This window comes from Streptomyces sp. NPDC002734 (genome assembly GCF_040295685.1).
Lineage (GTDB): Bacteria > Actinomycetota > Actinomycetes > Streptomycetales > Streptomycetaceae > Streptomyces.
The window spans coordinates 61,356-87,188 of sequence record NZ_JBEOVU010000030.1 but is presented as its reverse complement, the minus strand read 5'-3'; the positions used below and the strand labels follow the sequence as shown (position 1 = coordinate 87,188).

Here is a 25,833-nt window from a genome sequence, read left to right as displayed (position 1 = left end):
CGCGCCCGCCCTCGGCGTGTGGCGCCCGGCCGGCCTGCCGCCGGGCGACTGGGTCAGCTGGTCATCGCCCGGGCGGCCTCGTAGACGCCGAAGACCGCGAGGGCCAGCGGGACCAGGGTCAGCAGGACGAAGGACTCGGCGATCTCCAGGAACCGCCCCCAGAACGGGGTCGGGCCGCCGCGCGGGGCGATCAGGCCGATGCCGGTGATCAGCGCCGTCGCGGCGGCGACGGCGGCGACCAGCCACAGGGTGCGCAGCTCCAGGGCCGACGGGTCGGCGGTGGCCGGCGGGTTGAGCGCGAGCCCGAGGCCGAGCAGCACCAAGGAGGCGAGGCCGGCCGCGAGCAGCGGGCCCACCTGCGCGGTGTAGCGGAACAGGGTGGCCCGCATGATCAGCGCGATGCCGGTGGCCAGGGCGAGGAGCCGCGCCCACAGGCCGTCGGAGAAGCCGAGCACCGCGCAGGCGACGACGGCGACCAGGGCGCAGCCACCGACGAGACCGACCAGCAGTTCGTGGCCGCGGCGGGTGCGTTCCTCGATGCGGTGCAGGTCGACCGGTTCCTGCGGCTCGGTCTCCAGAGCGCCGTAGGCGCTCGCGGTGCCGGTCTGCGGCGGGTCGAAGCCGATGGGCAGGCGGGCGAAGCGCAGGGACATGCCGGGCAGGAAGGCGAGGGCGCCGACGGCGAGCGGGGCGCACAGGGCGGCCGTCTCGGTGGCGTTCCAGCGCAGCGCGAGGGCGGCGAACAGGGTGGCCACACCGATCGCCGAGGCGACCACGCAGGCCACGAAGGGGCCGTCGCCGCGCGGGGAGCACAGCGTCAGGACCACGGCGGCGACCAGGACGGCGGCGCAGGCCAGCAGGACCTGGAGCTTGCCGATGCCGCTGCCGTCGGCGAGCGGCAGCAGGCCGGAGCCGGCGACGCCCATGTTGGGCAGCGCCCCGAGGCCGAGCGCGAGGGCGGCCTGGCGGTCGTCGTAGACGCGGGCGCGGACGCAGGCCAGGACGACGAGAACCACTCCGGCGATGGCGGCGAGGACGCCCGGCAGGCCGTGCATGTCGTGGCCGGGGTGTGAGGTCCAGGCGACGAAGGCGAGAAGGGCGGGCAGCACTCCCCCGGCGACCAGGCCGCCGGTGCGGGTGAGGTCGCCGGACCACAGGGTGTGGTCGCGGGAGACGGCGGAGGCGACGGCCTCGGAGACGTCGTCGAAGACGGCGGGCGGCAGCGAGGCGGAGAAGGGCCGCAGGGTGAGCAGCTCGCCGTCGAGGATGCGCTGGGCCGCGAAGGAGCGGGCGCTGTCGAGGACGGTGCCGTCGCGGCGGACGAGGTGGTAGCCGACGGGCGCCCCTTCGGCGGGGCTCTGCCGGGAGAGCCTGAGGATCTCCGGGTAGAGGTCGGCGACCGGGATGTCGTCGGGCAGCGCCACGTCGATGCGGCTGTCGGGCGCGACGATGGTGACCCGGCAGAAGCCGAGTCCGGAGGCGGCGCCCGTTCCGGACGGGCCCGCGGGTCCGGGACCGGCCTGTCCGGTGGCCGGCGCGGAGGCCGTGGTGCTCACCTTCTGCTCCCCCTCGGTGGTGGTGTGCTGTGGTGGTCTGCGGTGGCGGGTGCGCGTGACGGATTCGTGTGGCGGGTGCGGCGGTCCGGTGACCGCGGGTGGCGCATGGGCGTCCCCGCGGCGGCCGAACGTCCTTGTTGTCCGGTGTCGTTCACGTGTGTCCGCGCCAACCTGCGGCCCTGGCCGTCCGGTCGGGGCGAACATCCGGCACCATACCGCTCACCGGTGCTGCGTGGACTCAGTAGGATCACGCCGCGGCCCGCATACCCGGACCACGGGGAGCCCTGGACAACGGCAGGGCCCGGCAAGGGGATTGGTGACCAGTGAGCCACATCGTCGTGAAGCGTCCGCCGAGGGCGCTGCCGTCCGAGGTGCCCACGGAAGAGATCGTGCTGCAACCACCGCCGGAGTTGCCGCGCGGGCATCAGGAGAGCGTGCTGATGCAGTTGCTGCCGACGCTCGGCATGGGCGGTTCGGTGGTGTTCTTCTTCATGAGCGACAAGCCGTTCATGAAGATCATGGGCATGGTGATGATCGCCTCCACGATCGCCATGTCGGTGGCGATGGTGGTGCGGTTCCGGCGGGGCAACCAGGGGCAGCTGGCCGATCTGCGGCGTGACTACCTGGGTTATCTGACGATGACCCGGCAGCGCGCTGTGGACACCGCGAACGCGCAGCGGGACGCCCAGTACTACCTGCACCCCTCCCCCGAGCAGCTGTGGGCGCTGGTCGCCGAGGGCAGCCGGGTGTGGGAGCGGCGGCCCGGCGACGAGGACTTCGCGCAGGTGCGGATCGGCCTGGGCCCGCAGCAGCTGGCGTCGCCGCTGATCGCTCCGCAGACCGGGCCGGTGGACCAGTTGGAGCCGTTGACCGCGGGCGCGATGCAGCGGTTCGTGGCGGTGCACTCGACGCTGGAGGACCTGCCGATGGCGGTGTCCCTGCGGGCGTTCCACCGGGTGACGGTGAGCGGCGAGCAGGAGTCGGTGCGCGCCCTGGTGCGGGCCATGACGGGGGCGCTGACCTCGCTGCACTCCCCGGAGGACATGGTCCTGGCGGTGGCCGCGGGCCAGGGCGCGCTGGAGCACTGGGAGTGGGCGAAGTGGCTGCCGCATGCCCAGGCTCCCGGCGCTCCGGACGGGGCGGGTTCGCGTCGGCTGATCTCCGGGGATCCCCGGGTGCTGGAGGACCTGCTGTCGGGCAGCCTGTCGGGCCGGCCCCGGTTCCATCCGGCGGCTCCTCCGCTGCCGGAGACGCCGCATCTGGTGCTGGTGCTGGACGGGGTGTCGCTGCCGCACGACTCGGTGCTGGCGAGCCCGGAGGGTCTGCAGGGCGTCACGCTGATCGAGGTGGTGCCGGGCGAGCAGGTGGGCGCTCCGGGCGACCTGGCGATGTCGGTGCACCCGTCGTCGCTGCGGCTGGAGTCGGCGCACGGCGCGGTGTACGAGGGGACGCCGGACACCATGTCGTACGCGTCGGCCGAGGCGCTGGCGCGGCAGCTGGCTCCGCTGCGGATGGCGTCGGGCGGTGACGACGACGAACCGCTGCTGGCGAACCTGGAGTTCACCGACCTGCTGAACCTGGGCGACGCCGCCTCGGTGGACCCGAAGCGGACCTGGCGGCCGCGGGCGCTGGCGGAGCGGCTGCGGGTGCCGATCGGCGTCGGCGAGGACGGCCGTCCGGTGATGCTGGACCTGAAGGAGGCCGCGCAGGAGGGCATGGGCCCGCACGGCCTGTGCGTGGGCGCGACCGGTTCCGGCAAGTCGGAGCTGCTGCGCACCCTGGTGCTGGGCCTGGCGGTCACGCACTCGTCGGAGACGCTGAACTTCGTGCTCGCCGACTTCAAGGGCGGCGCGACCTTCGCCGGCATGGCGCGGATGCCGCACGTGGCGGCGGTGATCACCAACCTGGCGGACGACCTGACGCTGGTGGACCGGATGGGCGACTCCATCCGCGGTGAGCTCAACCGCCGGCAGGAGATGCTGCGCGACGCGGGCAACTACGCCAACATCCACGACTACGAGAAGGCCCGCGCGGCGGGCGCCCCGCTGCAGCCGATCCCCTCGCTGGTGCTGGTCATCGACGAGTTCAGCGAACTGCTCAGCGCGAAGCCGGACTTCATCGAGATGTTCGTGCAGATCGGCCGCATCGGCCGATCGCTCGGCGTGCATCTGCTGCTGGCCTCGCAGCGTCTGGAGGAGGGACGGCTGCGCGGTCTGGAGACCTATCTGTCGTACCGGATCGGTCTGCGGACGTTCTCCGCGGCGGAGTCGCGGGCGGCGCTGGGCGTTCCGGACGCCTACGAGCTGCCGAACGTGCCGGGTTCCGGCTTCCTGAAGTTCGGCACCGACGAGATGGTGCGGTTCAAGGCGGCCTACGTCTCCGGCGTCCACCGTTCGGGGGCGCAGCAGGCGGCGCTGGCCGGCGGGCCGCTGCCGGTGGACCGGCGGCCGGTGCTGTTCACGGCGGCCGAGGTGCCGGTGCGCTACGCGCAGGTGCCGCGGCAGCGGACCGAGTCCGAGAGCGCGGCCGGCGACGACGCGCTGGCGGACACGGTGCTGGACGTGATCGTGAAGCGGCTGGAGGCGCAGGGGCCGGCGGCGCACCAGGTGTGGCTGCCGCCGCTGGACAGTCCGCCGTCGCTGGACGGTCTGCTGCCGGGCCTGACGGCCGTGCAGGGCCGTGGCCTCACCCAGCCCGGTTACGAGGGCGCGGGGCGTCTGGTGGTGCCGGTGGGCATCGTCGACAAGCCGTACGAGCAGCGGCGTGATCCGCTGTGGGTGGACTTCTCGGGCGCGGCCGGTCACATGCAGATCCTGGGCGGTCCGCAGTCCGGCAAGTCGACGCTGCTGCGCGCTCTGGTGTCGTCGTTCGCGCTGACCCACACCCCGCAGGAGGTGCAGTTCTACGGGCTGGACTTCGGTGGCGGCGGCATGGTGTCGATCGAGGGGCTGCCCCATGTGGGCGGCGTCGCCTCGCGGCTGGACCCGGAGCGGGTGCGGCGCACGGTGGCCGAGGTGTACGGCGTTCTGAACCGGCGTGAGGAGTACTTCCGGGCGGCGGGCATCCCGTCGATCGCGGAGTTCCGCCAGCGGCGGGCGCGCGGCACCATCTCGATGACGGACCAGCCGTGGGGCGACGTCTTCCTGCTGATCGACGGCTGGGGCAACTTCAAGGGCGAGTACGAGGCGCTGGAGCCGATCGTGCTGGAGATCGCGGCGCGCGGTCTGGGCTACGGCGTCCACCTGGTGCTCACCGCCTCGCGGTCGATGGAGGTCCGCTCGAACCTCAAGGACCAGCTGATGAACCGCCTCGAGCTGCGGCTCGGCGATCCGATGGACTCGGAGTTCGACCGCAAGGTGGCGGCGAACGTGCCGTCGGGCGTCCCGGGCCGCGGTCAGTCGCCGCAGAAGCTGCACTTCATGGCGGCGGTGCCGCGCATCGACGGTCTGACCTCGGACTCGGACCTGGCGGACGCCACGGCGGCGCTGGCCTCCGAGGTGACCCGGCACTGGACGGCGCCGGGAGCGCCCAAGGTGCGGCTGCTGCCGCGGCAGCTGCCGCTGGCGGAGCTGCCGGCCGGCGACCGCTTCCCGGAGCGGGGCGTGGCGTTCGGGCTGGACGAGAACACGCTGGAGCCGGTGTTCCTCGACTTCGACCAGGACCCGTTCTTCCTGGTGTTCGGCGAGAGCGAGTCCGGCAAGTCGAACCTGCTGCGGCTGCTGATCAAGCAGCTCACGCAGCGCTACCCGGGCGACGCGTGCAAGCTGTTCGTGGTCGACAACCGGCGTTCGCTGCTGGACGTGACGCCGGACTCGCATCTGGCCGAGTACATCCCGATGTCCAACACGATGGACCACCACATGGCGGCGCTGGCGGACCTGATGCGGCGCCGTGCGCCCACCGCCGACGTCACCGCGCAGCAGCTGCGGGACCGCAGCTGGTGGAGCGGGCCGAACGTGTTCGTGGTCGTCGACGACTACGACCTGGTGTCGACCTCGCAGGGCAACCCGCTGGCCGGGCTGACCGAGCACCTGCCGTTCGCGCGCGACGTGGGCGTGCGGTTCATCATCGCCCGCTCCACCGCGGGCGCCGGGCGGGCGGGCTACGAAGCGTTCATCCAGCGGATCAAGGAGCTGGGCGCCCAGGGCCTGGTGCTGGCGGGCGACCCCGGCGAGGGCGACCTGCTCGGCGGGGTGCGGCCCCGGCCGATGCCGGCGGGGCGGGGCGTCTTCGTCTCGCGCCGGCGCGGCAAGCCGCTGGTCCAGACGGGACTCGTGCCGGAGGGGATGTACTGATGGGCGGCCTGATGGTGTTCGGGCTCCTCGTCGCGCTGATACCCGGCGTGCTGGGGCTCCTCGACCAGAAGAAGATGTGGTGGCGCTTCCAGGCGAAGAACTACGCCCACCCGGAGCACAACGAGCCTTCGGAAGGGGCATACCGACGGCAGCGGGTCGCGCTGATCTGCTGCTCGCTGGGATTCGTGGCGCTGATCGTCTGGCTGTGGGCGACGGCGCCGTCACCGAGCTGAAGTGGGGGAGATCATGGCATGGGACGAGTGGGAGCAGCTGAAGTCCGACGCGGCGGAACGCGCCTCGGGCAACATGCAGCTGAACCGGTTGCCGGACGACATGGGCGGCGGCTCCGGCCGGCCGCCGTCGTCCGCGGGTGACCTGGAGGTCCACCAGAAGGACCTGGTCGCGATCGGCAAGGAGGCGCACACCCTCTACGACCAACTGTGGGACAAGGCCCGCCTCAAGGAGGCCGTCGACGGCGCCGCCGGCGACCTCACCGGCCAGGGCTTCGCGCTGGGCGCCGGGCTGAGCCACGTGTCGCTGAGGTGGAGCACGCAGCTGAACTCGCTGCTCGACGCCTGTGCGCACATCAGCAACCACATGCAGGTGACGCGCACGATCCACGCCAACGACGAGGACTACATCCTGCGTCAGATGAGCAGCATCACCGCCTTGGACGCGGGCTTCGACGAGCGGGTCGGTGACCCCGGGAAGCCGAACCCGGCCTACGGCGACAAGAGCGACAAGAACTGACAGGGGGAGGCCGACGATGGACCTCAGTGCGCTCCGATTCGCCAATTTCGCTCAGCTCGACGCAGCCGTCGAGGAGTGGGGGTTGGTTGCCAAGAACCTCGAGACCCTGGCCAAGGACGCCCAGGACGGCTTGCGTGCCTCGGCGAACAAGGCCAACTGGTCCGGCGAGAACAGCCAGGTGACCAAGGAGTTCATCGGCAAGACGGCCGGGGAGTTCCAGGACGCCCACACCCAGGCCACCACGATCCACAACATCCTCAAGGACACCACTGGTGAACTGAAGTCCCTCAAGCAGCAGTTGACGGACGCGATCGAACGCGGTCTGAAGAAGAACCTGACCGTCATGGACACCGGCAACGGCGGCTTCACCGTGACGATGAACGTCCACCCCGACCGTGCCGCCAAGGGTCACACCCCACCCGAGCACGACGCGAGCGACGTCACCGCCCTGCGGGACGAGGTGCAGGGGATACTCACCAAGGCCACCGAGAGCGACGAGAGCGCCCGCAAGGTCCTCACCGCGATAGCCGACCAGAGCCGTCTGGGCTTCTCCGACGCCAAGTACTCCGACCGCGACAGCGCTGCGGACGCGGTGCGGGACGCCGAGGAACTGGCCAAGCTGGCCAAGCAGAAGCCCGAGGACATCTCCCCCGAGGAGTTCGACCGCCTCAACGCGGGCCTCAAGGAGCACGCCGGCGACCCGCTGTTCGCCGAGACCTTCGCGACGACTCTCGGTCCGAAGGGGGTGCTGGACTTCTGGACCGGCATCAACGATCGGCTCGGCACCGGGGAGCACCTGTTCCGCGCGCGGGAGGATCAGTTCGACGACCTCCAGAAGAACCTCAGTCTGACCCTGGCCGCCGCCACGCAGAGCGACTCCCCGGCGATGGCCGACTGGCAGACCAAGATGATCGCGCTGGGCGACAAGCCGGTGCGGGAGGGCTACAGCCCGCTCGGCTTCCAGGTGATGAGCAACCTGATGCGCGCAGGCGACTTCGACGACAGCTTCCTCACCCGCTACGGCACCGCACTGATGGAGACCGAGCGCAGCCGGTCCTACAACGGGGACTACGCGGAGCAGGCGTGGGGAGGCCGCATCCATTGGGACCCCTGGCTCAACCACATGGGCGAGGACAGCGGCGACGATCCGGTCACCGGGTACCTCAAGGCGCTGTCGAACAGCCCGGACGCGGCCACGAGCTTCTTCAACCAGGAGTTCATCGCCAAGGACGCGGAGAACAACCCGTTCGAGCGGGACACCGACGGCAACGGCAAGAAGGGCGCCGTCGGCCTCACCAACTTCCAGTACCTCTTCGAGGAGCGGGACTGGCCGCCGGAGTACGGACCGGAGGACGACAAGGTCCACATCGGCAAGAACTACCTCGGCCTCGCGCTCGAGGCGGCGACGACCGGACATCCGGCGGGCGAGATGCCGACACTGGACACGCCCGCCCACAACGCGGAGCAGGCCAGGCTGTTCGAGGCGATCACCGCTTCGGTGTCGGAGGACGCGGGACGGCTCACCGACCGCGGCTACATGTCCGACAGCATCGGCCAGATCACCTCGGAGTACCTGCCCGACATCAACCGTGCGCTGACCGACGACTCCGACGGGGACACGGACCGCCTGTATCCGGTCTCCGGGACCGCGGCGGAGGTGACCCATCGTGACGCGACGCGGCTGATGTTCACCCTCGGCCAGAACCCGGAGGCCTACGCGGCGGTCGAGGTCGGCCAGAAGACCTACATGGGTAACTTGATGGAGTATCACCTGAACCCCGACCTGCCGGAGGCGCTGCGCTACTCGGAGGACCCGCAGTTCGTGGTCGAGCAGATCGGCAAGGGCTCCGGCGAGGTGTCCGGGACGCTGGCCCAGGGCCGGGCCGAGGAGGTCGCGGGCGAGGCCGAGGAGAAGGACAAGGCCTACGAGCAGTCCGTCGCCCAGCGCAAGAACGTGATCTCGGGTGTCGTCGGCACGGCGGCCGGGGTCGGTGTCTCGTTCATCGCTTCCCCCGTGGCGGGCGCCGCGGTCAGCGGCGTGGTGGGCGGGGCGACAAGTGTGATCCTCGAGGGGGTCTTCGCCGACGCCGAGGGCAAGGCCAAGGAGGAGGCCGGCCCGGTGATGGGTGAGCTCTGGGAGAGCGGCAAGGACAGCAACGCCAAGTACACGGAACTGGCGGCCGAGACGGCGGCGAAGAACTACCACCTGGACTTGCCGGACGTCGGCGAGTGGGCCCGCGACGGGGCCCGGGAGGGGTTCACCGACTCCGGTGTGAACGTCGGCGCTACGGCGGCGGACCTGAAGACGGACATCTGAGTCCCCGCCCAGGTCGTCTCCGGCCCCCTTCCGTCATCTCCCCCCTGCAAGGAGCACCGTCATGAAGTCGTCCGCCCGGACCCGGACCGTCGCCCGCACCTGCGCCGTGATCGGCGCCTCCGTCGTCATGGCCGTCGGCCTGACAGGCTGCGGAGGCGGGGAGCGGGAGTACGCCGTGCCGAAGAGCCTTTGCGGGGTCGAGGTACCCGCCGACGAGCTGGCGCCCTTCCTGCCCGCCGGCAAGAAGATCGAGGTCAAGGAACGGGACGCGACGGACGAGCTGAGCTGGAAGACGGGCTGCATGGTGTTCGTGGACGGGAAGGACGTCCTGGCCACGACGGTGGAGTGGAACGAGCCGGACACCCGCACGGGCGACTTCGCCGGAGGTGTCACTCTGAAGCATCCGGACCACAGCACCGGCGACGGCCACTTCCTGTGGTCCGACCGAGAGGGCTTCGGACGGACCGGGTGTACCGCCCCCGACGACGGTGACCGGCTGTTCACCGCTGTACGCGCCTACGGTTCCGAGCACCGTGACGCCGACGCCATGAAGCGCATCATCGACGCCTTCACCAAGGCTGTCGAGAAGTCGGACGCCTGCGAGTCGGGCGGGGAACTCTGAGCGGCCGGCATCGCCCGGACGACAAGGAACCGGGGCGGGGCGCCCTCCGTGCGCGTCCCGCCCCGGTTCCTGTGTCGCGGCTCGGCCTGTGGAGCAGCCGTAGCCGGTGGATCAGCCGTGGAAGTAGCTGGCCGCCTTCAGGTCGCCACCGCGGTAGTCACCGCCGGCCTGGGAGACCTTCTGACCGATCTGCGTCAGGGCCGTGTGGATGGCGTTGGCGTGCTTGTCCCACTCCACCATGACCTCCTGGAAGGCGGTCGCGGCCTCGCCCTCCCAGCCGGTCGCCGCCTGGGCGATCGCGGACTTCAGCGCGCCGAGGTCCTGCTCCAGCTTCTGCGCCTGGGTGCCCAGCTCGGTGGTCAGGGCGTCGAGCCCGCCGTACTTGACGGCAAGTTCATCTTGGTTCATCGACATGGTTCCCTCGTCTCATGCTCGTCGTGGGTGCTCGCTGTGCGGGGGTGCCCGCCGGCGTGCGGTCAGTAGCTGTTGATCGCGGAGGTCTTGCCGCCGTACTGCACGTCGATGGAGTCGATCGTGCCCCGCACCTCGTCCTCGAGGTTGTCCTTGTCCTTGCGGGTCATGTTGATGTTGTCGAGGAACTTCACGAGCAGCTGGCCGATGTCGCGCATGTGCTCGTTGATCTCGACCTGCTTCCGGTTGAAGGCCGCGGCGCCGATGCCCCGCCAGTGGCCCTCGAGCTGGTCGATGGTGCCCTGCAGCCGGGTCATCTGACCCTTGATCGACTCGAAGCGGTCGACGATGTTCTTCTGGAGGGCTTCGACCTCACTGTCCCGGAGAAGCTGTCCATCTGAAGCCATGGCCTGTGATCCCTTTCGTCAGCGGTCTTGATGTGCCGGTCGGTCTGTTGGTCGGAGTGGTCCGGTGCGGAGCGGATGCCGTGATCAGCTCAGACGGTGCGCCGTTTCCGCATGACGACGAAGGCGACGACGCCGCCGATCACCACCACGGCGGCGGCCGCGCCGGCGATCGGCCACAGGGCACCGCTGTCGCCGTCCTGCGCGGCGGCGGTGTCCGTGTCCGTCGCCCCGGCTTCCTCGCCCTTGCCGCCGGGGGCGGGCTCGGCGCCGTCCGCGGGGGTCTTGGAGGAGGCGTCGGCGGGGGTGGTGGGGGTGGGTGACGGGATGGGCTGGAAGGCTGAGTCCCCGCCGAACTGGGCCTCATGCTGCTTCAGCAGGGGATCGAGGTCAGGGGGTCCAGGGTTGAAGGCCGGGTCTGCCAGCACCAGACGGGGACGGACCAGGCCGTGCCCGAGGTAGACGCTCGTCTCGTCCCGCGGCCAATCCCGGCTGGCGGTTTCGATCAAAGCGTTCAGCACCTGGTTGTTGGTCCAGTCGGGGTGGGCGGACCAGATCAGCGCCGCGGATGCGGACGCGACAGCGGTCGCCGAACTGGTGCCTTGCACGGAGCAGTACCGCTGGAAAGTGGCATCGCACCAACCCGGGAGAGCGAGGCCCGGTGCCGCGATGTCCACTCTCACGCCGTGCTCGGAGAACTTGCCCGCAGTGCCGCTCTTGTCAGCGGCAGCCACTCCCACGACATAGGGGTAGCCGGCGGGGAAATCGACGTTCTCACCATCCCGGTTCTTCTCGCCTGCTGCATTCCCGACCGCCGCAAACAGCAGCTTCCCCTTGGAGTAGGCGTACCTCACTGCCGCAGCATCGTCACCAAAGATGAAAGTCCCGCCGAACGACATGTTGATGATTTTTGCGTCACTGTCGGCCGCTGCCCTGACTGCCTCGCTGAAGGTGGGAGCCTTCTTTCCCTCGGTCTTGTTCTTGAATTGCTCCAAGTCAAGGCGGATGGGCAGAATCTCAGCTCCTGGCGCCAGCCCTTTCAGGCCACCGCCGGCACCGGTACCGGCAATGGTCTCGGCCATGGTCGTGCCGTGTCCGTCGTAGTCAACCGTCGCCTTGTAACCGACCGAGGCAGGTACACCGTCCTCGACGAGTTGGCCCTTGAGAGACGGAGTGTCAGGGTTCACACCCGTGTCGAGGACAGCGACAGTCACACCCTCACCGGTACTGGTCTTCCACATCTGCTCGGCCTGCATGGCCTCGAGATGCCAGGCATCCGGAGCCTCGGCCGCCGAAGCAGCCGGGACGGTACCCAGGGACACCATAGTCAGCGCGCCCAGGGTCGCCCCGATCGTGCACAGTCGTCCGCGAATGCCTCCGCTCCCCGCAGCTCTTCGCCCACCGAATCTGCTGATGCCCGACCCCATGTCTTTGCCTGCCCTCGCTCTGCTCCGTCAGCCGCCGGTGGGCGGCGTCTCACGCCGGTCACCATCGGTCGATCGCTTCTTGTCGTGGTTGCGCCGGGAGGCGGTGCCGCTCGGCGCGCCAACCACTCCGCCGGGCGCGACGTTGGGGCGCTGCCCCGGCTGGCGTCCCGGCCTTACCGCGCCTGCGGTCGAGCCACCGGGGGCACCGACCACTCCTCGGCGCCCAGGCTGTTCACCCGATCCGCGGGCGAGGCCGTCGGAACCGCCGATCACCGTTCCACGAGGCACGCGGGTACCGTTGGGGCCGTTCGGTGTGGTGCCGGTGGGTCGTCCGCCCACCACCCCACCGGTGGCAGCCGCACCGCCCTGTACCAGACGTGAGCCCTGCCCACCAGTCGACGCGTTGTTCCGCGGGACTCCGCCGGCGACTCCGTGCGGGGCAGGCGTGGCACCGGTCACGCGGCCGGCTCCGCGCCCCCCGGTCTGACGGCTGGTGACTGGCTGGGTCTGGCCCGTCGGTCCCATCGCACTGCGAGGGCCAGAGCCGCCCGCACGTCCCGTAGCTGACGCCTGACCACCGGGACCCATCGGGCCCCGAGCACCCGCGCCCGCACGGCCCGTGCTCGCCTGCTGCCCCATCGGACCCATCGGACCGCGAGCACCAGCACGACCCGCTGCCGAAGCTTGACCACCCGGACCCATCGGACCTCGAGTACTGGTACCACCCGCGCGACCAGCGGCCGCCTGCTGCCCCATCGGCCCCATGGGACCGCGAGCACCAGCGCCGCCCCCACGACCCGTAGCCGAAGCCTGACCACCCGGGCCCATCGGCTGCATCGGGCTACGGCCGACTGCCTGGCCAGGCTTCGTACCGCCGCCACCGGTCACGCCACGTGGAGCCTGACCCTGGGCAGAAATCGGCATCTGACGGGGGCCGGACCCACCCGCCCGACCGACCGCGGTCACGGGACCACTTCCGCCAACCGGCGGAACAGGGGTACCGGTCGCCGCAGGAGCAGTTGCTGGAGACGTAGCGATGGGCTTGGAAGCCTCCTGCGGAGGGGCCACTGTGCCCACACTGTCGATCTGCATGGACGGGTCGACGCCCGGCTCCACGGCGGGAGCAACACCCGCGACGGCACCATCCACTCGGCCACCCGGGACAGCAGCATCGGCTACCCCTGTGCCCCTCGATGCGATGACCGGATCTCCCGCATAGCCAACCCGACCCGGCTGCCCTGGCTCTTCGCGCGCGCCGTAGTGCGGCGGCGGCACCGCCACATTAGGCATCGGATCGAACGTCGGCGGCTCCTGTCCCGCCAGGGCCTCCTCCGACACCGCGTAGAACGACGACAGGCGGATCATCTGGTTGATCGCCTCCTGCCGATGCTGCTCCGCCTTGACCGCGGCGGCGTACTCCTCGTTGCTGTCCACACGCGCGGGCGAGGGGATGTCCGAGACCGACTTCGGATCTACGCGGGTGTCACGCGGCGGCATCGACTTGCGGACAGAGGCGAGACCGGAGCCGGCCAGGGTGATCTGCTGGCCCACCGTGTCCGAATAGGTCGCCAGCGCCTTGGCCTTGGTAACGAGGTTGGTGCTCCAGGTCTCGAACGCTTCGGCCGACTCGCCTTCCCAGTCGACCTTGGCGATGTCGACCCGAAGCTGTTCCGCCGCCTCATCGATGGCCGTGCTCGCCTTGAGCAGCGCGGAGCCGACCTCCTCGACCTGCTCGGGGTTGGCGGGCTCCACCATGTCGATCATGTCGTTGAGGCGGTGACCCTCGAAGTTCGTCCGGCCGAAGAACCGCCCGCCACCACCGGGCAGGATGGCGCCGAAGACACGCTCCAGCGTGTTGACCAGGTCGATGACTTGGGCGTTCCCCTGCACCTCTTCGAGGTCGTCCTTGATCTGCTCGTCGTAGTACTTGTCGTCGTGGCCGCCGTGTCCGCCCATCAGAAGCCACCCTTCGCACGGTTCTTGGTGTTCGTGGCGAGGTCGTGCTCACGCTCCTGCTCGCGGTCCAGGTCCATCCGGATGTCATGGAACCGCCGCCGCGCTTCTTCCTCGAGGTTGTCGAACCCGATGTCCGCGCCGTGCACGGCGATCTGGAGGGCCTCTATCTGCAGGCCGAGCGTCCTGGACAGCGTCGAGATGCGCGCATGCGCCTGGGCGTACTGGGCGTAGAGACCGACGGCCTCGCCGAAGGCGGAGCCGCCGGCGAGCGACTCGCGGGTCAGCGTCAGGCTCTCCACCTGACTGGCGTTGGCCGGTGACGCGTCCAAGGTGTCGAGGACCGCGTCGACCTTCTTCTTGAACGAGCTGAGCGCTTCGACTCCCCGCTTGAGGTAAGCGCCACCCGCGCCATCATCCAGCACGATCGTGTCATCTCCCCGTTGTTGTCGCCCGCTTCAGGGGCCTCCGCTGCCGACCCGTGATGCGTTCATGTCGCAACAAGACCACTGTAGTCACTTCGCGTGACTCTCCCAACTGCCTTCTGCAACGGCCTTGATACAGCTTGCGATCATGAACGGCGAGCCGAGGCCTCGCGCGGCAGCGGGCTTCTACGTCTACACCAAGAGGCTCAAGTCCGCCCAGCGGCCCCGATGTTCCGGCATACCCGGTCACCGTGATGTGCAACACCTGAGAGTGAAGGTGCAGTTCAGCACGTTGATCACCAAGGGGTCGGATTCGCGGGCGCGAGGCCCGGGGGCGCATGGATCGTCGGTCACGCTGCGATGACGACGACTCCGCCCACTGCTACCTTCCGTCACGAAGTCATCACGCAAAACGCACAGAAGTTGACGAAGGGGCACATAGGTGGCGGCGGAGGAGTCGGTGGAGGTCGGGTCCGTGCCAGGGACGCAGCCGGACCTGGTGGCGTCCCCGGTCAGGAAGAAGGCGGCGGCCCGGGCGCTGGAGGTGCACCTGGAGCCGGGGACCCGTGCGGCCGGCCGTACGGCGGAGTCCGGTACCGAGCGGGCGGTGAAGGCGCTGGCCGCCGCGGACGGGGACGGGTGGGCCAGCGGCAAGGCGCTGCGCGACGCGCACAGGACCTGGAACGAGCAGGTGACGAAGCTGATGAACCGCCTCGGCGCGGAGAAGACCGCGCTGCGCGGCACGGCGCGTCTGTACACCGGCACGGATCGTGCGATCGGGAACGGGCTGCGCCTGGTCTCGCCGCTCGACTCCTTCTAGGGAGGGCGGCTCACGGTGCCGACGTACCACGAGATCATGACCACCGAGCTTCTCTCCCTCATGACCGCTGCCGAGCAATGGGAGGCGATGGCCGGGGAGTTCGTCGCGCAGGAGGAGGACTACCTGCGCGAGGTGCACGCCGTCGCGGCGGGCTCCGGACAGCCCGGCCGGTGGACGGGAGTCGCGGCGGGGGCTGCCAGGTCGGGCTTCGACGTCACCCTGGCCGAGTACCGGGCGGCCCGCAAGGAGGCCTTGGCCGTGGCGTCGTTGCTTCAGGACGCGTACGCCCAGTTTGCGACGCTCCACAAGCGGCTGGATGCGGTCCGCACGGAGGCGCAGGCGGCCGGACTGCGGGTCTCCGAGCGGGGCGTCGTGTCGGTGGACGAGAGGACGGCCGAGCCACCGAAGCCCGGTGAGACGTGCGGGTCGGTCGACGGCTGGCAGCAGCGGATCGACGACGCGGTGAGGGCGGTCGACGACGCCGACCGGGGCGTCGCGATCGCCCTCCGCGCGGTGACGGGCGACGGACGGCCGAGCGACGGCACGGCGGGCGGCTTCAACGCCCACGCGGTGCACGACGTCGAGGTGTACGAGGCCCGCGCCGGCAGTGAGCTGGCGCAGCGCATGGCCAAGGGCGAGAAGCTGAGCCCGGCGGAGACCGACGAACTGCGGCGGCTGTTCCGGGACAACCAGCACGACCCGCGTTTCGCCCGGACCTTCCTCGGCGGACTGGGGGCGGAGGGAATGCTCGCCGTCGCGCGTCAGGCCAACGGCATGGCCCACCTACCCGGCGGCGGCGACGAGGCGCGCGGGATGGCGGAGGTCACCTCCGGGCTCTCCCGGGCACTCGCGACCGCGACCCGCGACACCGACTCGCCCTGGTATGAGCAGTGGCGGTCCGACATGCGCGAGGCCGGTCTCGAGCAGCACGGATCACGGTTCGCGGCGGAACGTCTGGCCGAGGAGCGCGGCTACCAGTCGCTGGTGAGCCTGATGGGGCAAGGCGGAGACTTCGGGTCCCAGTACCTCGCCGACCTGGGCGACGACCTGATCGACGCGGAGCGGAAGACGGCCGACCTGTGGCACATCAAGGGCCCGATCACCGGGAAGGACGGCTGGTTCGCCAACGACCCGCTGGACGGCGTGCTCGGGCTGATGAGCCGGGACCCGGAGGGAGCGGCCGCGTACCTGCGGGACGAGGACCGGATGAAGTACCTGACCGCCGACCGGAACTGGAACACCCTGGCCCTCGAGTCAGCGGGCGCGCCCCGCTTGGAGCACAGCGCGGACACGCGTGACGCGGACGCCCACGCGGGCTTCGCAGCGGCGCTGGAGGCGGCGGCCACCGGGATCCCGCCCGCGTCGCCGGGAGCCGGCTTCGTGGAGCACACGGCGGCGAACGACGAGGTGTTCCAGCGGTCGGTGCGGCACCTGGCCGGTATGGAGGACCGGTTCCCGGAGCCGCTGCGTGAGGCGATGGGGCGGATCATGGCCAACCACGGGGCGACGGTGCACCAGGTGGCGTCCGGGTTCGACATCGACGGCACCGTCTCGCAGCCGGACCTCTTCGAGGTCGCGAAGCAGGTGTCCCGGGACCCGCACGGCTACGCGGCGCTCAACGTGGGGCTGAACACCCCGATGGTGGAGGGCATCCACCGGCCGGACCAGACGTACCCGAAGGACTCGTTGGTCCAGGCGGCGCGGACCGTCGGGTTCATGGAGGAGGTCCGTGCGCAGGCGGTGCAGCTGGAGTCGAAGCCGCCGGAGCCGCCGGGGTGGGCGGCCGTCGCCAATGGCGTGGCCGCGCACGTTCCGGTGGTGGGCTCGGATCTGCAGGCCGGGCTGGCCGTGTTGACCGACAGCTGGGTGGAGGACGAGCAGACACGCTTCGAGAAGGGTCTCGGGCAGGACCGCCAGAGCGATTACCGAAGCCGTGGCGTACTCCTGCACGCCCTCGCTCAGGAGTGGTGGAAGGTGCACGGACGGGCCGGTGAACCTCTGCCGAACGAGTTGGAGACCCAGGTCTACATGACGGCCGACAGCGGAATGGCACACGGCCGCGGCATCACAGGAGCGCGGCGATAACCCATGACCTCTCGAGTGACGGCCGCCGCTTGCGGCCTCGCATTCCTGGCGGCCATCGGTGCCTGCGGCCCGGCGAAGGACACAGCGGTGCCACGGAAGCTCTGCGGCACACCGATCAGCGCGGATCGGCTGGCTCCCCTGCTCGGAGGGGGTGACACGGTGCGCGAGTGGACCAGCGGTAGCTTCCGGGAGCCCTCCTCAACCGCCTGGTGCGTGGTGTACGTCGGCAGGAAGGAGGTCCTGCAGCTCTACTTCTCCTCAGGCGGAGGAAAGCCCGACCTCATGGCTCTCGCCCGGAGCGGCCCCACCTTCGGCCTGTTCGATCCCCGGCCCGTCCACGGCATCGGCGAACGCGCCGTGCTCGCCAACGACGGGGCCATCGCCGTCACGTCCTGCCGCGACTCCGGGGGCGCCGACAGTTTCCTGCTGGCGCTGAAGATGACCGACAGCCCCATCACCCCCCGCCGTGAACGTCACGTCGAGCGGTTCATGCGGGCGTACATGCCGGCCACCGTCAAGTCGCTGCACTGCCTGGAGGAGTGACTCCTCCGCGTCGGCGGCGGGCGTCGCGGAGGGCGACGGCGGTGCCGGTGAGGGCGGCGACCGTGGCGGCGGCAGCGAGGGCGACGTAGGTGCCGAGGCGGGCGTCGCGGTCCTCGGGGGCTTCGCCGAGGGTGACGGGCGCGGGCCGCGGGGGCTCGGCGCCCGCCATGCCCTCGTCGGCGACCGGGGTGCCGCTGGGCCGCTTCTCGTCGTCGGTGAGGGCCCGCACCGGGTCCACCACGCCCCAGCCGACCCGGCGGTCGCGTCCCGCGACGGTCCGCTCCGCGGTCGCCTCGATCTGCGTGACGATCTCCTCCTGCTTCCAGTCGGGGTGCTTGGCGCGCAGCAGGGCTGCGACGCCCGCCACGTACGGGGCGGAGAAGCTGGTGCCGTTGTCGGCGCAGTGGCCCCCGCCGGGCATGGTGGAGACCATGTCCACGCCCGGTGCGGCGACGTCCACGAAGTCGCCGGACTGGGAGAAGGGCGCGCGTTCGTCGTTGCGGTCCGAGGCGGCCACCGCCAGAACGCCCTCGTAGGCGGCGGGGTAGGAGTTCTTGCTCCCGCCGCCCAGGCCCTCGTTGCCGGCCGAGGCGACGACGACGACGTCCGCGGCCAGCGCGCGGTCCACGGCCTGCTTGAGCTGCGGGGTGGAGTCGACGGGCGAGCCGGTGTCCTGGGAGATGTTGATGACCTTGGCCCCGGCCTCGCGGGCGTGGTCGATGGCCTTCACCATCTCGTCGACCTTGCCGTGGCCCTCCGCGTCGTTGTGCTTGATCGGGATGATCGTCGCCCCGGGGGCGAGGCCGACGAAGCCGGTCTTGTCCGAGGGACGGGCGGCGATGATCCCGGCCACCTTGGTGCCGTGGCCGACCTGGTCGTCGGTGCCCTTGAGGCTGCCTCGCTCGAGGGGCTCGCCGTCGGCCTCCTTGGGGAGGAAGTTCGCGCCCCGGCTCGCGTCGACCGCGTCGCGCAACTGGGGGTGCTTGATGTCGACCCCGGTGTCGATGACCGCGACGCGGACGCCCTTGCCGGTGGACTGCTCCCACAGCTCGTTCAGCAGCACCCGCTGCAACGCCCAGGGGCGGCCCGGGTAGTTCTCGGCCGGAATCGTGCACTGGCCGCCCTCGTCCGCGGCGGCCGGGGCCGCGCCGGTCAGGCAGACCGGGAGCGTGATCGCCGCCGCGGCGAGCACGGTGGCCGACCTGCGCACGGTGGCCGACGCGCGCACCCTGGCCGGCCTGCGCCTGGGGGTCACTGCATTGCCTCCCTCACGTTCGTCCCTCACGTCCGCGCACCTCACGTCCGCCCCTCGCGCCGGGCCCTCGCGTCCGTCCGTCACGAGCCCTGCGGCTGCCGGGCGTCGGCGGTGGACAGGCGGGGTCCGGTGGGCAGGTACGCGGACCACGGCGCCGGCACCGCCGCCGGCTTCACATCGGCGTAGCCGAGGAGTTTCTGCGCCTGCAGTTCGGTCTGCTGCTGCGCCTCGCGATCCTGGGCGGAGCGGCCGATCCCGGTGTCCTCGCCGGTGCTGTCCCCGTTGGACTGCAGGACGTACCGCAGGCCGGTGTCGGTGACCAGGAAGACCGGGCCGACGTCCGTGGCGCTGCCCTTGTACTGCTGGTACACCTGGCCCGAACCGGGGGTCACGTAGGCGCTGGTGGAGCCGGTGGCGAGCGGGGCGGGGAAGGCGGCCCCGGCCCAGGTCCGCAGCGTGGTCCGGCCGGACGCGCGGTCGACTCCGGTCAGCACGTTACAGACGGTGTCCCGGGCCTTGCCGACGCCGGAGGGGTCGTTGACCGCCGAGGGGGTGGCGTCGGGCCAGTTCCGGTCGTCGCCGAACGTGCCGCTGGGCTGGAGCGCGCCGGGGCTGACCTCGAGGGCGTTGCCGTCCTGGCCGACCGGTACCAGCTGGCTGCTGGCGAGCAGCAGGGTGGCGACGAAGTCGGAGACGGGCGAGACGCGTCCCGGCAGGACGACGTAGTGCTGGTCCCGGTCGCCGTCGCGCGCCTTGAGGACCATGCCGACCCGGTCGGCCTTCTGGTTCAGCTGACCGGGCGCGTTCGCGGGCTCCCCGGGCGTTCCCTCGATCTCGGGGAAGGCGAGCGGGTCGCCGTGGTGCAGCGTGTCCAGCCAGCCGCGGGTGACGCTCTGCGGGCGGCGGTCCGATCCGACGACGGCGCGCAGGAGGTTGGAGAGCTCGGTCTCCTCCTTCTCCAGTTCGTCGACGCGGTACGCGGTGCCGGTGGCGTCGACGACGTAGCGGGCCTTGTCCGGCCCCTGCTCCTGCACGTAGAGGAGCTGGCCGCCGCCGAGCTTCTGCGGGCCCTCGATCTTTCCCCAGTCGCGCTGGGCGAGGACGAACGCGGCCTTCTGGACCGCGTCGCCCTGTCCCGCGCGTTCGCAGACCGCCCAGCGCTTCTCGGCCGCGGCCTCGGTGTCGTCGGGGAGCCGGTCGGGGGCGTAGGGGATGCCGACGGTGACGCCGTGCTGGATCTTGGTGTCCAGGATCTTCTCGTCGACCGTGATCACCGCGCCCTTGCCGTCCTTGAGCAGCAGCTTGGCGGAGGCCATGTTGAGCACGGGGTGCAGGTACTTCTTGCCGTGCGTCTCGAGGACGACGTAGCGGGTGGTCGACTTGTCGGCGACGATCACCTTCTCGTAGGCCGCGTCCCAGCCCTTCGGCGCGGTGGGCTTGAACATGCCCCAGGCGCCGAACACGGCCATCACGACGACGCCGGTGATGATTCCCGGCAGGATGCCGCGCAGCGGTCGCGGGGCGCTCTCCTCCGAGCCGCCGCCGGCGGAGTGGGTGAAGGACGCGAGCATGCGGCGCTTCGCGAACGTGTAGGCGTTGAGCTGGTCTCTCCGGGATGCCATCGGTGCCCTGCTTCTCCCCGTGTTCCGCCGCGTTGTCGGACGGCCCCCTACTATGCCTGGTACGCGAGAGGCCTGGTACCCGAGGGGCCTGGTGGAGCGGGTAGGGTACCGAAGCCTTCAAGGTACCTATGCGGCAACGGATTTGCGGAACCGGCCGGTCGAATCGGTTCGGCCGGGCGGACGACGGCGAGCACTGCGGGGGTGTGGGTGATGGCTTCCGGGACGCGAACGCGGTCCCGTGACCGGTCACGGACGGCGCGGGGCTCCTCGGCGACGCCTCCCCCGGCGGCGGGAGCCCCGGCGGCTGCGGCCCGTCCGGCGGCCGCGTCGGGTGCCGTGCAGCTCAGGTCACGTGCGGGGCGCGGCAGTTCACAGGGTCTGCGCCGAGCGGTGCTGGTCGAGCTGGCCGCTGCCGCGCTGGTGGTCGGCTGGCTGATCGGCATGGTGGCGCTGGTGGCCGCCGGGGTGGTCGCGGCCCTGCTGCTGGTGCTCGCGGTGGTCCGACGGCGTGGTCGCTCGCTGCCCGAATGGTTCGCCACGGCACGGGCGTTGCGTACCCGGCAGAAGCGTGCGGCGGCCATGGAGGTGCCGCCGGGCACCGAGCCGGGCCTGGCCCCGGCGGTGGAGTGCGAGCCGGCGCTGCGCACCTACGTCCACGGCGGACGGGACCGCCGTCCGGTGGGCCTGGTCGGCGACGGCACCTTCCTGACCGCTGTGCTCCAGGTGGAGGCGGACGCCACCGCCCTGCGCGCCGAGCGCAGCCGGCGGCCGCTGCCGCTGGCGCTGGTCGGGGACGCGCTGGAGGTCGACGACATCCGGCTGGAGTCCGCGCAGATCGTGCTGCACACCCAGCCCGCTCCCGCGCTGCATCTGCCGCAGCAGTCCGTGGCGGTGACCAACTACGCACCGCTGCAGGCGAGTACGGGCGCTCCCGCGGTCCGGATCACCTGGATCGCGCTGAAGCTGGACCCGGAGCTGTGTCCGGAGGCGGTGGCCGCGCGCGGCGGCGGCGCCACCGGAGCGCAGAAGTGCGTGGTGCGGGCCGCCGACCATCTGGCCAGCCGGCTGACCGGCGCGGGTTTCCGGGTGAACATCCTGGACGAGGAGGAGCTGGTCGCGGCGATAGCGACGTCGGCGTGCGCCAATCCGCTGGTCACCGCGGAGGCGGGCCGTACGGAGGCGCGCGAGCGCCGCACCGAGGAGTCGACGCGCAACTGGCGCTGCGACAACCGCCGTCACACCGCGTACTGGGTGCGCCGCTGGCCCTCGCTGGGCGGCCGCGGCACCACCCTGCCGCAGCTACTGGCCCAGCTCACCGCCGTCCCGGCGCTGGCCACCACGTTCAGCCTGACCCTGGCCCGCCCCGACGGTCACGGGCAGGCGGTGGCGCTGACCGGCCACCTGCGGGTGACCGGGCGCAGCGCCGACGAACTCACCGCCGCGAGGCGGGCGTTGCAGGACTCCGCGCGGCGCAACGGCGTGGCGCTGGCCCGGCTCGACCGGGAGCAGCTGCCCGGCGTGCTCGCCACTCTGCCCCTGGGAGGCGCCCGATGATCACGCGCGGTTCGGGCCTGCTGGGGCCCCGGCACGGACGGCACAGCGTTCCCCTGGAGCAGCTGGAGTCGCTGACCCTGCCGATCGGTGACGACGGCGTGGTGATCGGCGTGGACGCCGAGGGCCAGCCGGCGGTGCTCGGCCTCAACCGGCCCACGCCGTACGACATCGTGCTGATCGGCAGCCTGTGGACGGCCCAGGTGCTGGCGCTGCGGGCCGCCGCGACGGGTGCGCGGGTGGCCGTGGAGACCGGTCGTCCGCAGGCCTGGATGCAGATGGTGCACGCCATGGGCGGCGGGCAGAACGGCCTGTCGGTCTACGACGTGGGCCGGGTGCCTCCGCAGGGCGCCTCGGCCGGCAACCCGGTGCTGGTGGTGCGCGACTGCGGCATGCGGCCGCCGCGCGGACGCGTGGTGGCGGGTCCGTGGCAGGCCGTCCTCACGCTGCTGCCGTACCTGTCACCCGTCGCGCCGCGGCTGATGCGGCAGGCGCGCCTGGTCGGCGTGCAGCGGCTCTCGCCGGACGAAGCGGCCGAGACGGGACGGGCGTTGGCGTTGCCGCGGGGTGACGTGGATTCGCTGCCGACGCTGGCCGACGGTGTCACCCTGTGGTGTGCGGACCGTGACCGCCAGTACGTGATGACCCAACCCACCGACGCCGAGGTCGGGTTGCTGGGTACCCCCCGGCGCATGGACTGACGCCGTCCGGGTCGGCGTCCCGCGTCTGCGCGGACCCTCCCCGCTTTCCACCGGTCGACGGCCCTGCCGCTTCGGTGACCGGCGTGATTAGGGTGGGATCCTGCGTTCGACCAACCAGGAGGAATTGTGAACAGCGATCGGGACGGTATCCACGGGGGTTGGACCACACCGGGCGATGACCAGTCCGACGCGGAGTCCGCCGTCGAGACGACGGGCGAGTTCACCATCGACTACGACACCCCTGCCTGGTACCGGGAGAACGCGGGTCAGGCGGCCAACCCCGGTCCCGCTGCCGGTGGTTCCTCGGACGAGGACGCGTCCGAGGGCGCCGGCCTGCCGTTCGGCGGCGGCAGCCTGGAGAGCGGCGCGACGATGCGGATCTCGGCGTCGGCGCTGCGGCAGGAGATCGCGGAGCGGGCCGCCGCGGCAGTCGAGTCCGTCTCGTCCGGCCCCGGTCCCGGCGGCGAGCCCTCAGGGGCGGGTTCGGAGGCCGGTGCTGACGGTGCGGCGGAGGGCGATGCGGCTGCCGGCGACGACGCGTTCGTCACGGGCGGCCCGGTCGAGGCCGGTTCCCAGGGTTCTGCCGGTGCGGGTGACCCGGTCGGCGCCGATGCGGGCGCCGGGTCCGGGGAGAGTGGCGGCCAGGGGGCGGTGGAGGCCCTGCGGGTCGTGGGCGCCGAGGGCGAGCCGGCCGGAGCCGCGGACGTGACGTCGGCCGCGTCGCAGGCCACGGCCGCACCGGGTCACTTCGGCGCCCCGGTGGAGACACCCGACGCCGAGGGTGAGGGTGCGGACCAGGGCGCGGGCGCGGAGGCGTCCGCCGGTCCGTCCGGTGAGGTCGGGGAGGACGGGGCCGGGACGGCGTCGGAACCGGCCGGTGACGCCTCGGTGGAGCATGCCGAGGCCGGGCGGGAGACGGCGCCGGAGTCAGCGGCCGCCGCCGAGCCGCAGGGTGCTCCGGAGGTCGCACGGCCGGAGGAGGGTGGCGAGGGCGGCCTTGCCGCGGCGGCGCCCGGACAGCCCGCCGCGCCCCAGGGATGGGCCCCGCAGGTTCCTTCGCAGGAGGTTCCGCTCCAGCAGCCGCCGCAGCCTCAGCCGGCGCAGCCCCAGCAGCAGCCGGGCGCGCTCCCGCCGCTGCCGCCGCAGTACCAGCCGGCCGCGCCGCAGGCTGCCGGGCAGTGGCCCGTACAGCCGCCGCAGGCGCCGGTCCAGCCGCCCGCGCCGCCGCAGACCCCGTTCCCGCCGCAGGCCCCGCAGACGCCCGCGCCCTGGGGCGGCCAGCCGCAGGGCGCGCCGGCGCCGCAGGCGGCCCAGCAGGCGCCGTCGCAGCCGGTGCCGGGTGCTCCGGGTGTGCCCGGAGTTCCCGGGGTGCCTCCGCAGGCGCAGCCTCCCGCCGAGCAGCAGCCCGGGCAGGGGTACGGGTTCCCGCTCCCCCAGCCGCAGGCCGGACAGCACCAGCCGCCGCAGGGGTACGGCTTCCCACAGCAGCCTCCGGCCCAGCAGCAGCCGGTGCAGCAGCCCCCGGCCCAGCAGCAGCCGGTTCAGCCGCCGCACGGCTACGGTGTGCCCGCCGCGCCTCCGGTACCGCAGCCCGGGCAGCCGCCGCAGCCGCAGCCGCAGCCGCAGGCCCAGGGGTACGGCTTCCCCCAGCCCCCGGCGCAGCAGCCGCACGCGCAGCAGCAGCCGCAGGCACAGCCCCAGCCGCATCAGCCGGGCGTTCCCCAGCAGCCGGCCGACCCCAACTCCCCCGCCGAGCAGTCGGGTTACGGGTTCCCCCAGGCAGGCCCGGCGCAGCCGCCCGCTCCGCCGGTGGATCCGCGCACCCCCGGGGCCGCGTGGCCTCAGCCGGTGCAGCACGACCAGCGGCAGCCGGTGAACCCCGGCGCCGCGCCGCTGGGTTACCAGGCCGCGGTGGAACTGTCGTCCGACCGGCTGCTGAACAACAAGCGGCAGCGGGCCAAGAGCGCCCGCCCGGCGGCCGCGGCCTCGCGGTTCCGTATCGGCGGCAAGAAGGAGGAGGCCGAGCGGCAGCGCAAGCTCCAGCTGATCCGCACGCCGGTGCTCTCCTGCTACCGGATCGCGGTGATCAGCCTCAAGGGCGGCGTCGGCAAGACGACCACCACCACGGCGCTCGGCGCCACGCTGGCCACCGAACGGCAGGACAAGATCCTCGCGATCGACGCCAACCCGGACGCCGGAACGCTCGGACGCCGGGTCCGGCGGGAGACCGGTGCGACCATCCGCGACCTGGTGCAGGCGATCCCGTACCTCAACTCGTACATGGACATCCGCCGGTTCACCTCGCAGGCGCCCTCCGGGCTGGAGATCATCGCCAACGACGTGGACCCCGCGGTCTCCACCACCTTCAACGACGAGGACTACCGGCGGGCCATCGACGTCCTGGGCCGCCAGTACCCGATCATCCTCACCGACTCCGGCACGGGTCTGCTGTACAGCGCCATGCGGGGCGTGCTGGACCTGGCCGACCAGCTGATCATCATCTCCACGCCCTCGGTGGACGGCGCGAGCAGCGCCAGCACCACGCTGGACTGGCTCTCCGCGCACGGTTACGCCGAGCTGGTGCAGCGTTCCCTGACGGTGATCTCGGGTGTCCGGGAGACCGGCAAGATGATCAAGGTGGAGGACATCGTCAGCCACTTCGAGACCCGCTGCCGGTCGGTCGTGGTGGTGCCGTTCGACGAGCACCTGGCGGCCGGCGCGGAGGTCGACCTCGACATGATGCGGCCGAAGGTGCGGGAGGCGTACTTCAACCTGGCGGCGCTGGTGGCCGAGGACTTCGTGCGGCACCAGCAGGCCCAGGGGCTGTGGACCTCGGACGGGAATCCGCCGCCGGTGGCCGCGCCGCCGATGCCAGGACAGTACGGGTATCCGGCCGCCCCGCAGGCCGGTGGGTACGGCCAGGTTCCGCCGCAGCAGCCGGGACCGTACGGGCAGGTTCCCCCGCAGCAGCCGGGGCAGTACGGGCAGGTCCCGCCGCCCCAGCCGCCTCAGCAGCAGCCGCCCCAGGGCCACCCCGGGTACCCGCAGCAGCCGCCGGGGCCGCCGCCCGCGCAGTGAGCTTCGGCCGGCGCCCGC

The 25,833-nt window shown here is 71.7% G+C and carries 19 protein-coding genes; 11 read left to right on the top strand and 8 right to left on the bottom strand.

The features are described 5' to 3' along the window. Positions 1 to 53: 53 nt before the first annotated feature. Positions 54 to 1,556 (bottom strand): type VII secretion integral membrane protein EccD, encoded by a 1,503-nt coding sequence (gene eccD / locus ABT026_RS24350; RefSeq protein WP_351117265.1) that lies wholly within the window; start codon positions 1,554 to 1,556, stop codon positions 54 to 56. Positions 1,557 to 1,879: 323 nt separating this feature from the next. Between eccD and eccCa the strand changes: the two genes are divergently transcribed. The 5 genes from eccCa to ABT026_RS24325 all read left to right on the top strand — a co-directional run bounded on the left by eccCa (position 1,880) and on the right by ABT026_RS24325 (position 9,540). Next, the gene (gene eccCa, locus ABT026_RS24345) at positions 1,880 to 5,851 is read left to right on the top strand and encodes a type VII secretion protein EccCa (protein ID WP_351117264.1); all 3,972 of its coding nucleotides are present in this window, start codon (positions 1,880 to 1,882) and stop codon (positions 5,849 to 5,851) included. Continuing rightward, entirely contained in the window at positions 5,851 to 6,084 is a 234-nt protein-coding gene (locus ABT026_RS24340) for a DUF6199 family natural product biosynthesis protein (RefSeq protein WP_351117263.1), read from the top strand. The genes eccCa and ABT026_RS24340 overlap by 1 nt, the downstream gene beginning before the upstream one ends. A gap of 13 nt (positions 6,085 to 6,097) precedes the next feature. Beyond that, positions 6,098 to 6,601, top strand: coding sequence for a hypothetical protein (locus ABT026_RS24335; RefSeq protein WP_351117262.1), 504 nt, complete (start codon positions 6,098 to 6,100; stop codon positions 6,599 to 6,601). 16 nt (positions 6,602 to 6,617) lie between these two features. Then, positions 6,618 to 8,918, top strand: coding sequence for a hypothetical protein (locus ABT026_RS24330; protein WP_351117261.1), 2,301 nt, complete (start codon positions 6,618 to 6,620; stop codon positions 8,916 to 8,918). Between the two features lie 61 nt (positions 8,919 to 8,979). Further along, positions 8,980 to 9,540: a hypothetical protein gene (locus ABT026_RS24325; protein ID WP_351117260.1), complete on the top strand. Its 561-nt coding sequence runs from the start codon at positions 8,980 to 8,982 to the stop codon at positions 9,538 to 9,540. A gap of 111 nt (positions 9,541 to 9,651) precedes the next feature. Here ABT026_RS24325 and ABT026_RS24320 read toward each other — a convergent pair whose 3' ends face one another. The 5 genes from ABT026_RS24320 to ABT026_RS24300 form a co-directional block, all read right to left on the bottom strand. Continuing rightward, positions 9,652 to 9,948, bottom strand: a complete 297-nt coding sequence (locus tag ABT026_RS24320; protein WP_448317949.1) for a WXG100 family type VII secretion target — start codon at positions 9,946 to 9,948, stop codon at positions 9,652 to 9,654. Positions 9,949 to 10,016: 68 nt separating this feature from the next. After that, positions 10,017 to 10,358, bottom strand: coding sequence for a WXG100 family type VII secretion target (locus tag ABT026_RS24315; protein WP_351117258.1), 342 nt, complete (start codon positions 10,356 to 10,358; stop codon positions 10,017 to 10,019). Positions 10,359 to 10,447: 89 nt separating this feature from the next. Continuing rightward, positions 10,448 to 11,611, bottom strand: coding sequence for a S8 family serine peptidase (locus ABT026_RS24310; protein ID WP_351117257.1), 1,164 nt, complete (start codon positions 11,609 to 11,611; stop codon positions 10,448 to 10,450). 198 nt (positions 11,612 to 11,809) lie between these two features. Beyond that, the gene (locus ABT026_RS24305; RefSeq protein WP_351117256.1) at positions 11,810 to 13,738 is read right to left on the bottom strand and encodes a hypothetical protein; all 1,929 of its coding nucleotides are present in this window, start codon (positions 13,736 to 13,738) and stop codon (positions 11,810 to 11,812) included. Further along, the gene (locus ABT026_RS24300; protein WP_351117255.1) at positions 13,738 to 14,160 is read right to left on the bottom strand and encodes a DUF2563 family protein; all 423 of its coding nucleotides are present in this window, start codon (positions 14,158 to 14,160) and stop codon (positions 13,738 to 13,740) included. The genes ABT026_RS24305 and ABT026_RS24300 overlap by 1 nt, the downstream gene beginning before the upstream one ends. Positions 14,161 to 14,635: 475 nt before the next feature. On the opposite strand from ABT026_RS24300, the gene ABT026_RS24295 reads away from it, so the two are divergent. From ABT026_RS24295 to ABT026_RS24285, 3 genes are all read left to right on the top strand, one after another. Beyond that, positions 14,636 to 14,980 carry a hypothetical protein gene (locus ABT026_RS24295; protein WP_351117254.1) on the top strand — a complete coding sequence of 115 codons (345 nt, stop codon included), beginning with the start codon at positions 14,636 to 14,638 and terminating at the stop codon, positions 14,978 to 14,980. Between the two features lie 36 nt (positions 14,981 to 15,016). Continuing rightward, complete coding sequence (locus ABT026_RS24290) at positions 15,017 to 17,065, top strand: DUF6571 family protein (protein ID WP_351117253.1); 2,049 nt, start codon at positions 15,017 to 15,019, stop codon at positions 17,063 to 17,065. An 87-nt stretch (positions 17,066 to 17,152) separates the two neighbouring features. Next, positions 17,153 to 17,608: a hypothetical protein gene (locus tag ABT026_RS24285; RefSeq protein ID WP_351117252.1), complete on the top strand. Its 456-nt coding sequence runs from the start codon at positions 17,153 to 17,155 to the stop codon at positions 17,606 to 17,608. On the opposite strand, the gene mycP is transcribed toward ABT026_RS24285, so the two are convergent. Beyond that, positions 17,580 to 18,863 (bottom strand): type VII secretion-associated serine protease mycosin, encoded by a 1,284-nt coding sequence (mycP, locus tag ABT026_RS24280; protein WP_502968048.1) that lies wholly within the window; start codon positions 18,861 to 18,863, stop codon positions 17,580 to 17,582. The genes ABT026_RS24285 and mycP overlap by 29 nt on opposite strands. 80 nt (positions 18,864 to 18,943) lie before the next feature. After that, positions 18,944 to 20,485, bottom strand: a complete 1,542-nt coding sequence (gene eccB / locus ABT026_RS24275; protein ID WP_351117251.1) for a type VII secretion protein EccB — start codon at positions 20,483 to 20,485, stop codon at positions 18,944 to 18,946. A 210-nt stretch (positions 20,486 to 20,695) separates the two neighbouring features. Here eccB and eccE point away from each other — a divergent pair, with 210 nt between their 5' ends. The 3 genes from eccE (at position 20,696) to ABT026_RS24260 (ending at position 25,815) form a co-directional block, all read left to right on the top strand. Further along, positions 20,696 to 22,039: a type VII secretion protein EccE gene (gene eccE / locus ABT026_RS24270; protein WP_351117250.1), complete on the top strand. Its 1,344-nt coding sequence runs from the start codon at positions 20,696 to 20,698 to the stop codon at positions 22,037 to 22,039. Next, the gene (locus ABT026_RS24265) at positions 22,036 to 22,737 is read left to right on the top strand and encodes a hypothetical protein (protein WP_351117249.1); all 702 of its coding nucleotides are present in this window, start codon (positions 22,036 to 22,038) and stop codon (positions 22,735 to 22,737) included. The genes eccE and ABT026_RS24265 overlap by 4 nt, the downstream gene beginning before the upstream one ends. Positions 22,738 to 22,863: 126 nt before the next feature. Next, positions 22,864 to 25,815 (top strand): SCO5717 family growth-regulating ATPase, encoded by a 2,952-nt coding sequence (locus ABT026_RS24260; RefSeq protein ID WP_351117248.1) that lies wholly within the window; start codon positions 22,864 to 22,866, stop codon positions 25,813 to 25,815. The last annotated feature ends 18 nt before the right edge of the window (positions 25,816 to 25,833 follow it).

Coding starts and splice junctions, on each gene's coding strand:
- ABT026_RS24340 (WP_351117263.1), top strand. CDS start 5,851: ATGGGCGGCCTGATGGTGTTCGGGCTCCTCGTCGCGCTGATACCCGGC.
- ABT026_RS24335 (WP_351117262.1), top strand. CDS start 6,098: ATGGCATGGGACGAGTGGGAGCAGCTGAAGTCCGACGCGGCGGAACGC.
- ABT026_RS24330 (WP_351117261.1), top strand. CDS start 6,618: ATGGACCTCAGTGCGCTCCGATTCGCCAATTTCGCTCAGCTCGACGCA.
- ABT026_RS24325 (WP_351117260.1), top strand. CDS start 8,980: ATGAAGTCGTCCGCCCGGACCCGGACCGTCGCCCGCACCTGCGCCGTG.
- ABT026_RS24320 (WP_448317949.1), bottom strand. CDS start 9,948: ATGAACCAAGATGAACTTGCCGTCAAGTACGGCGGGCTCGACGCCCTG.
- ABT026_RS24315 (WP_351117258.1), bottom strand. CDS start 10,358: ATGGCTTCAGATGGACAGCTTCTCCGGGACAGTGAGGTCGAAGCCCTC.
- ABT026_RS24310 (WP_351117257.1), bottom strand. CDS start 11,611: ATGCAGGCCGAGCAGATGTGGAAGACCAGTACCGGTGAGGGTGTGACT.
- ABT026_RS24305 (WP_351117256.1), bottom strand. CDS start 13,738: ATGGGCGGACACGGCGGCCACGACGACAAGTACTACGACGAGCAGATC.
- ABT026_RS24290 (WP_351117253.1), top strand. CDS start 15,017: ATGACCACCGAGCTTCTCTCCCTCATGACCGCTGCCGAGCAATGGGAG.
- eccB (WP_351117251.1), bottom strand. CDS start 20,485: ATGGCATCCCGGAGAGACCAGCTCAACGCCTACACGTTCGCGAAGCGC.
- eccE (WP_351117250.1), top strand. CDS start 20,696: ATGGCTTCCGGGACGCGAACGCGGTCCCGTGACCGGTCACGGACGGCG.
- ABT026_RS24265 (WP_351117249.1), top strand. CDS start 22,036: ATGATCACGCGCGGTTCGGGCCTGCTGGGGCCCCGGCACGGACGGCAC.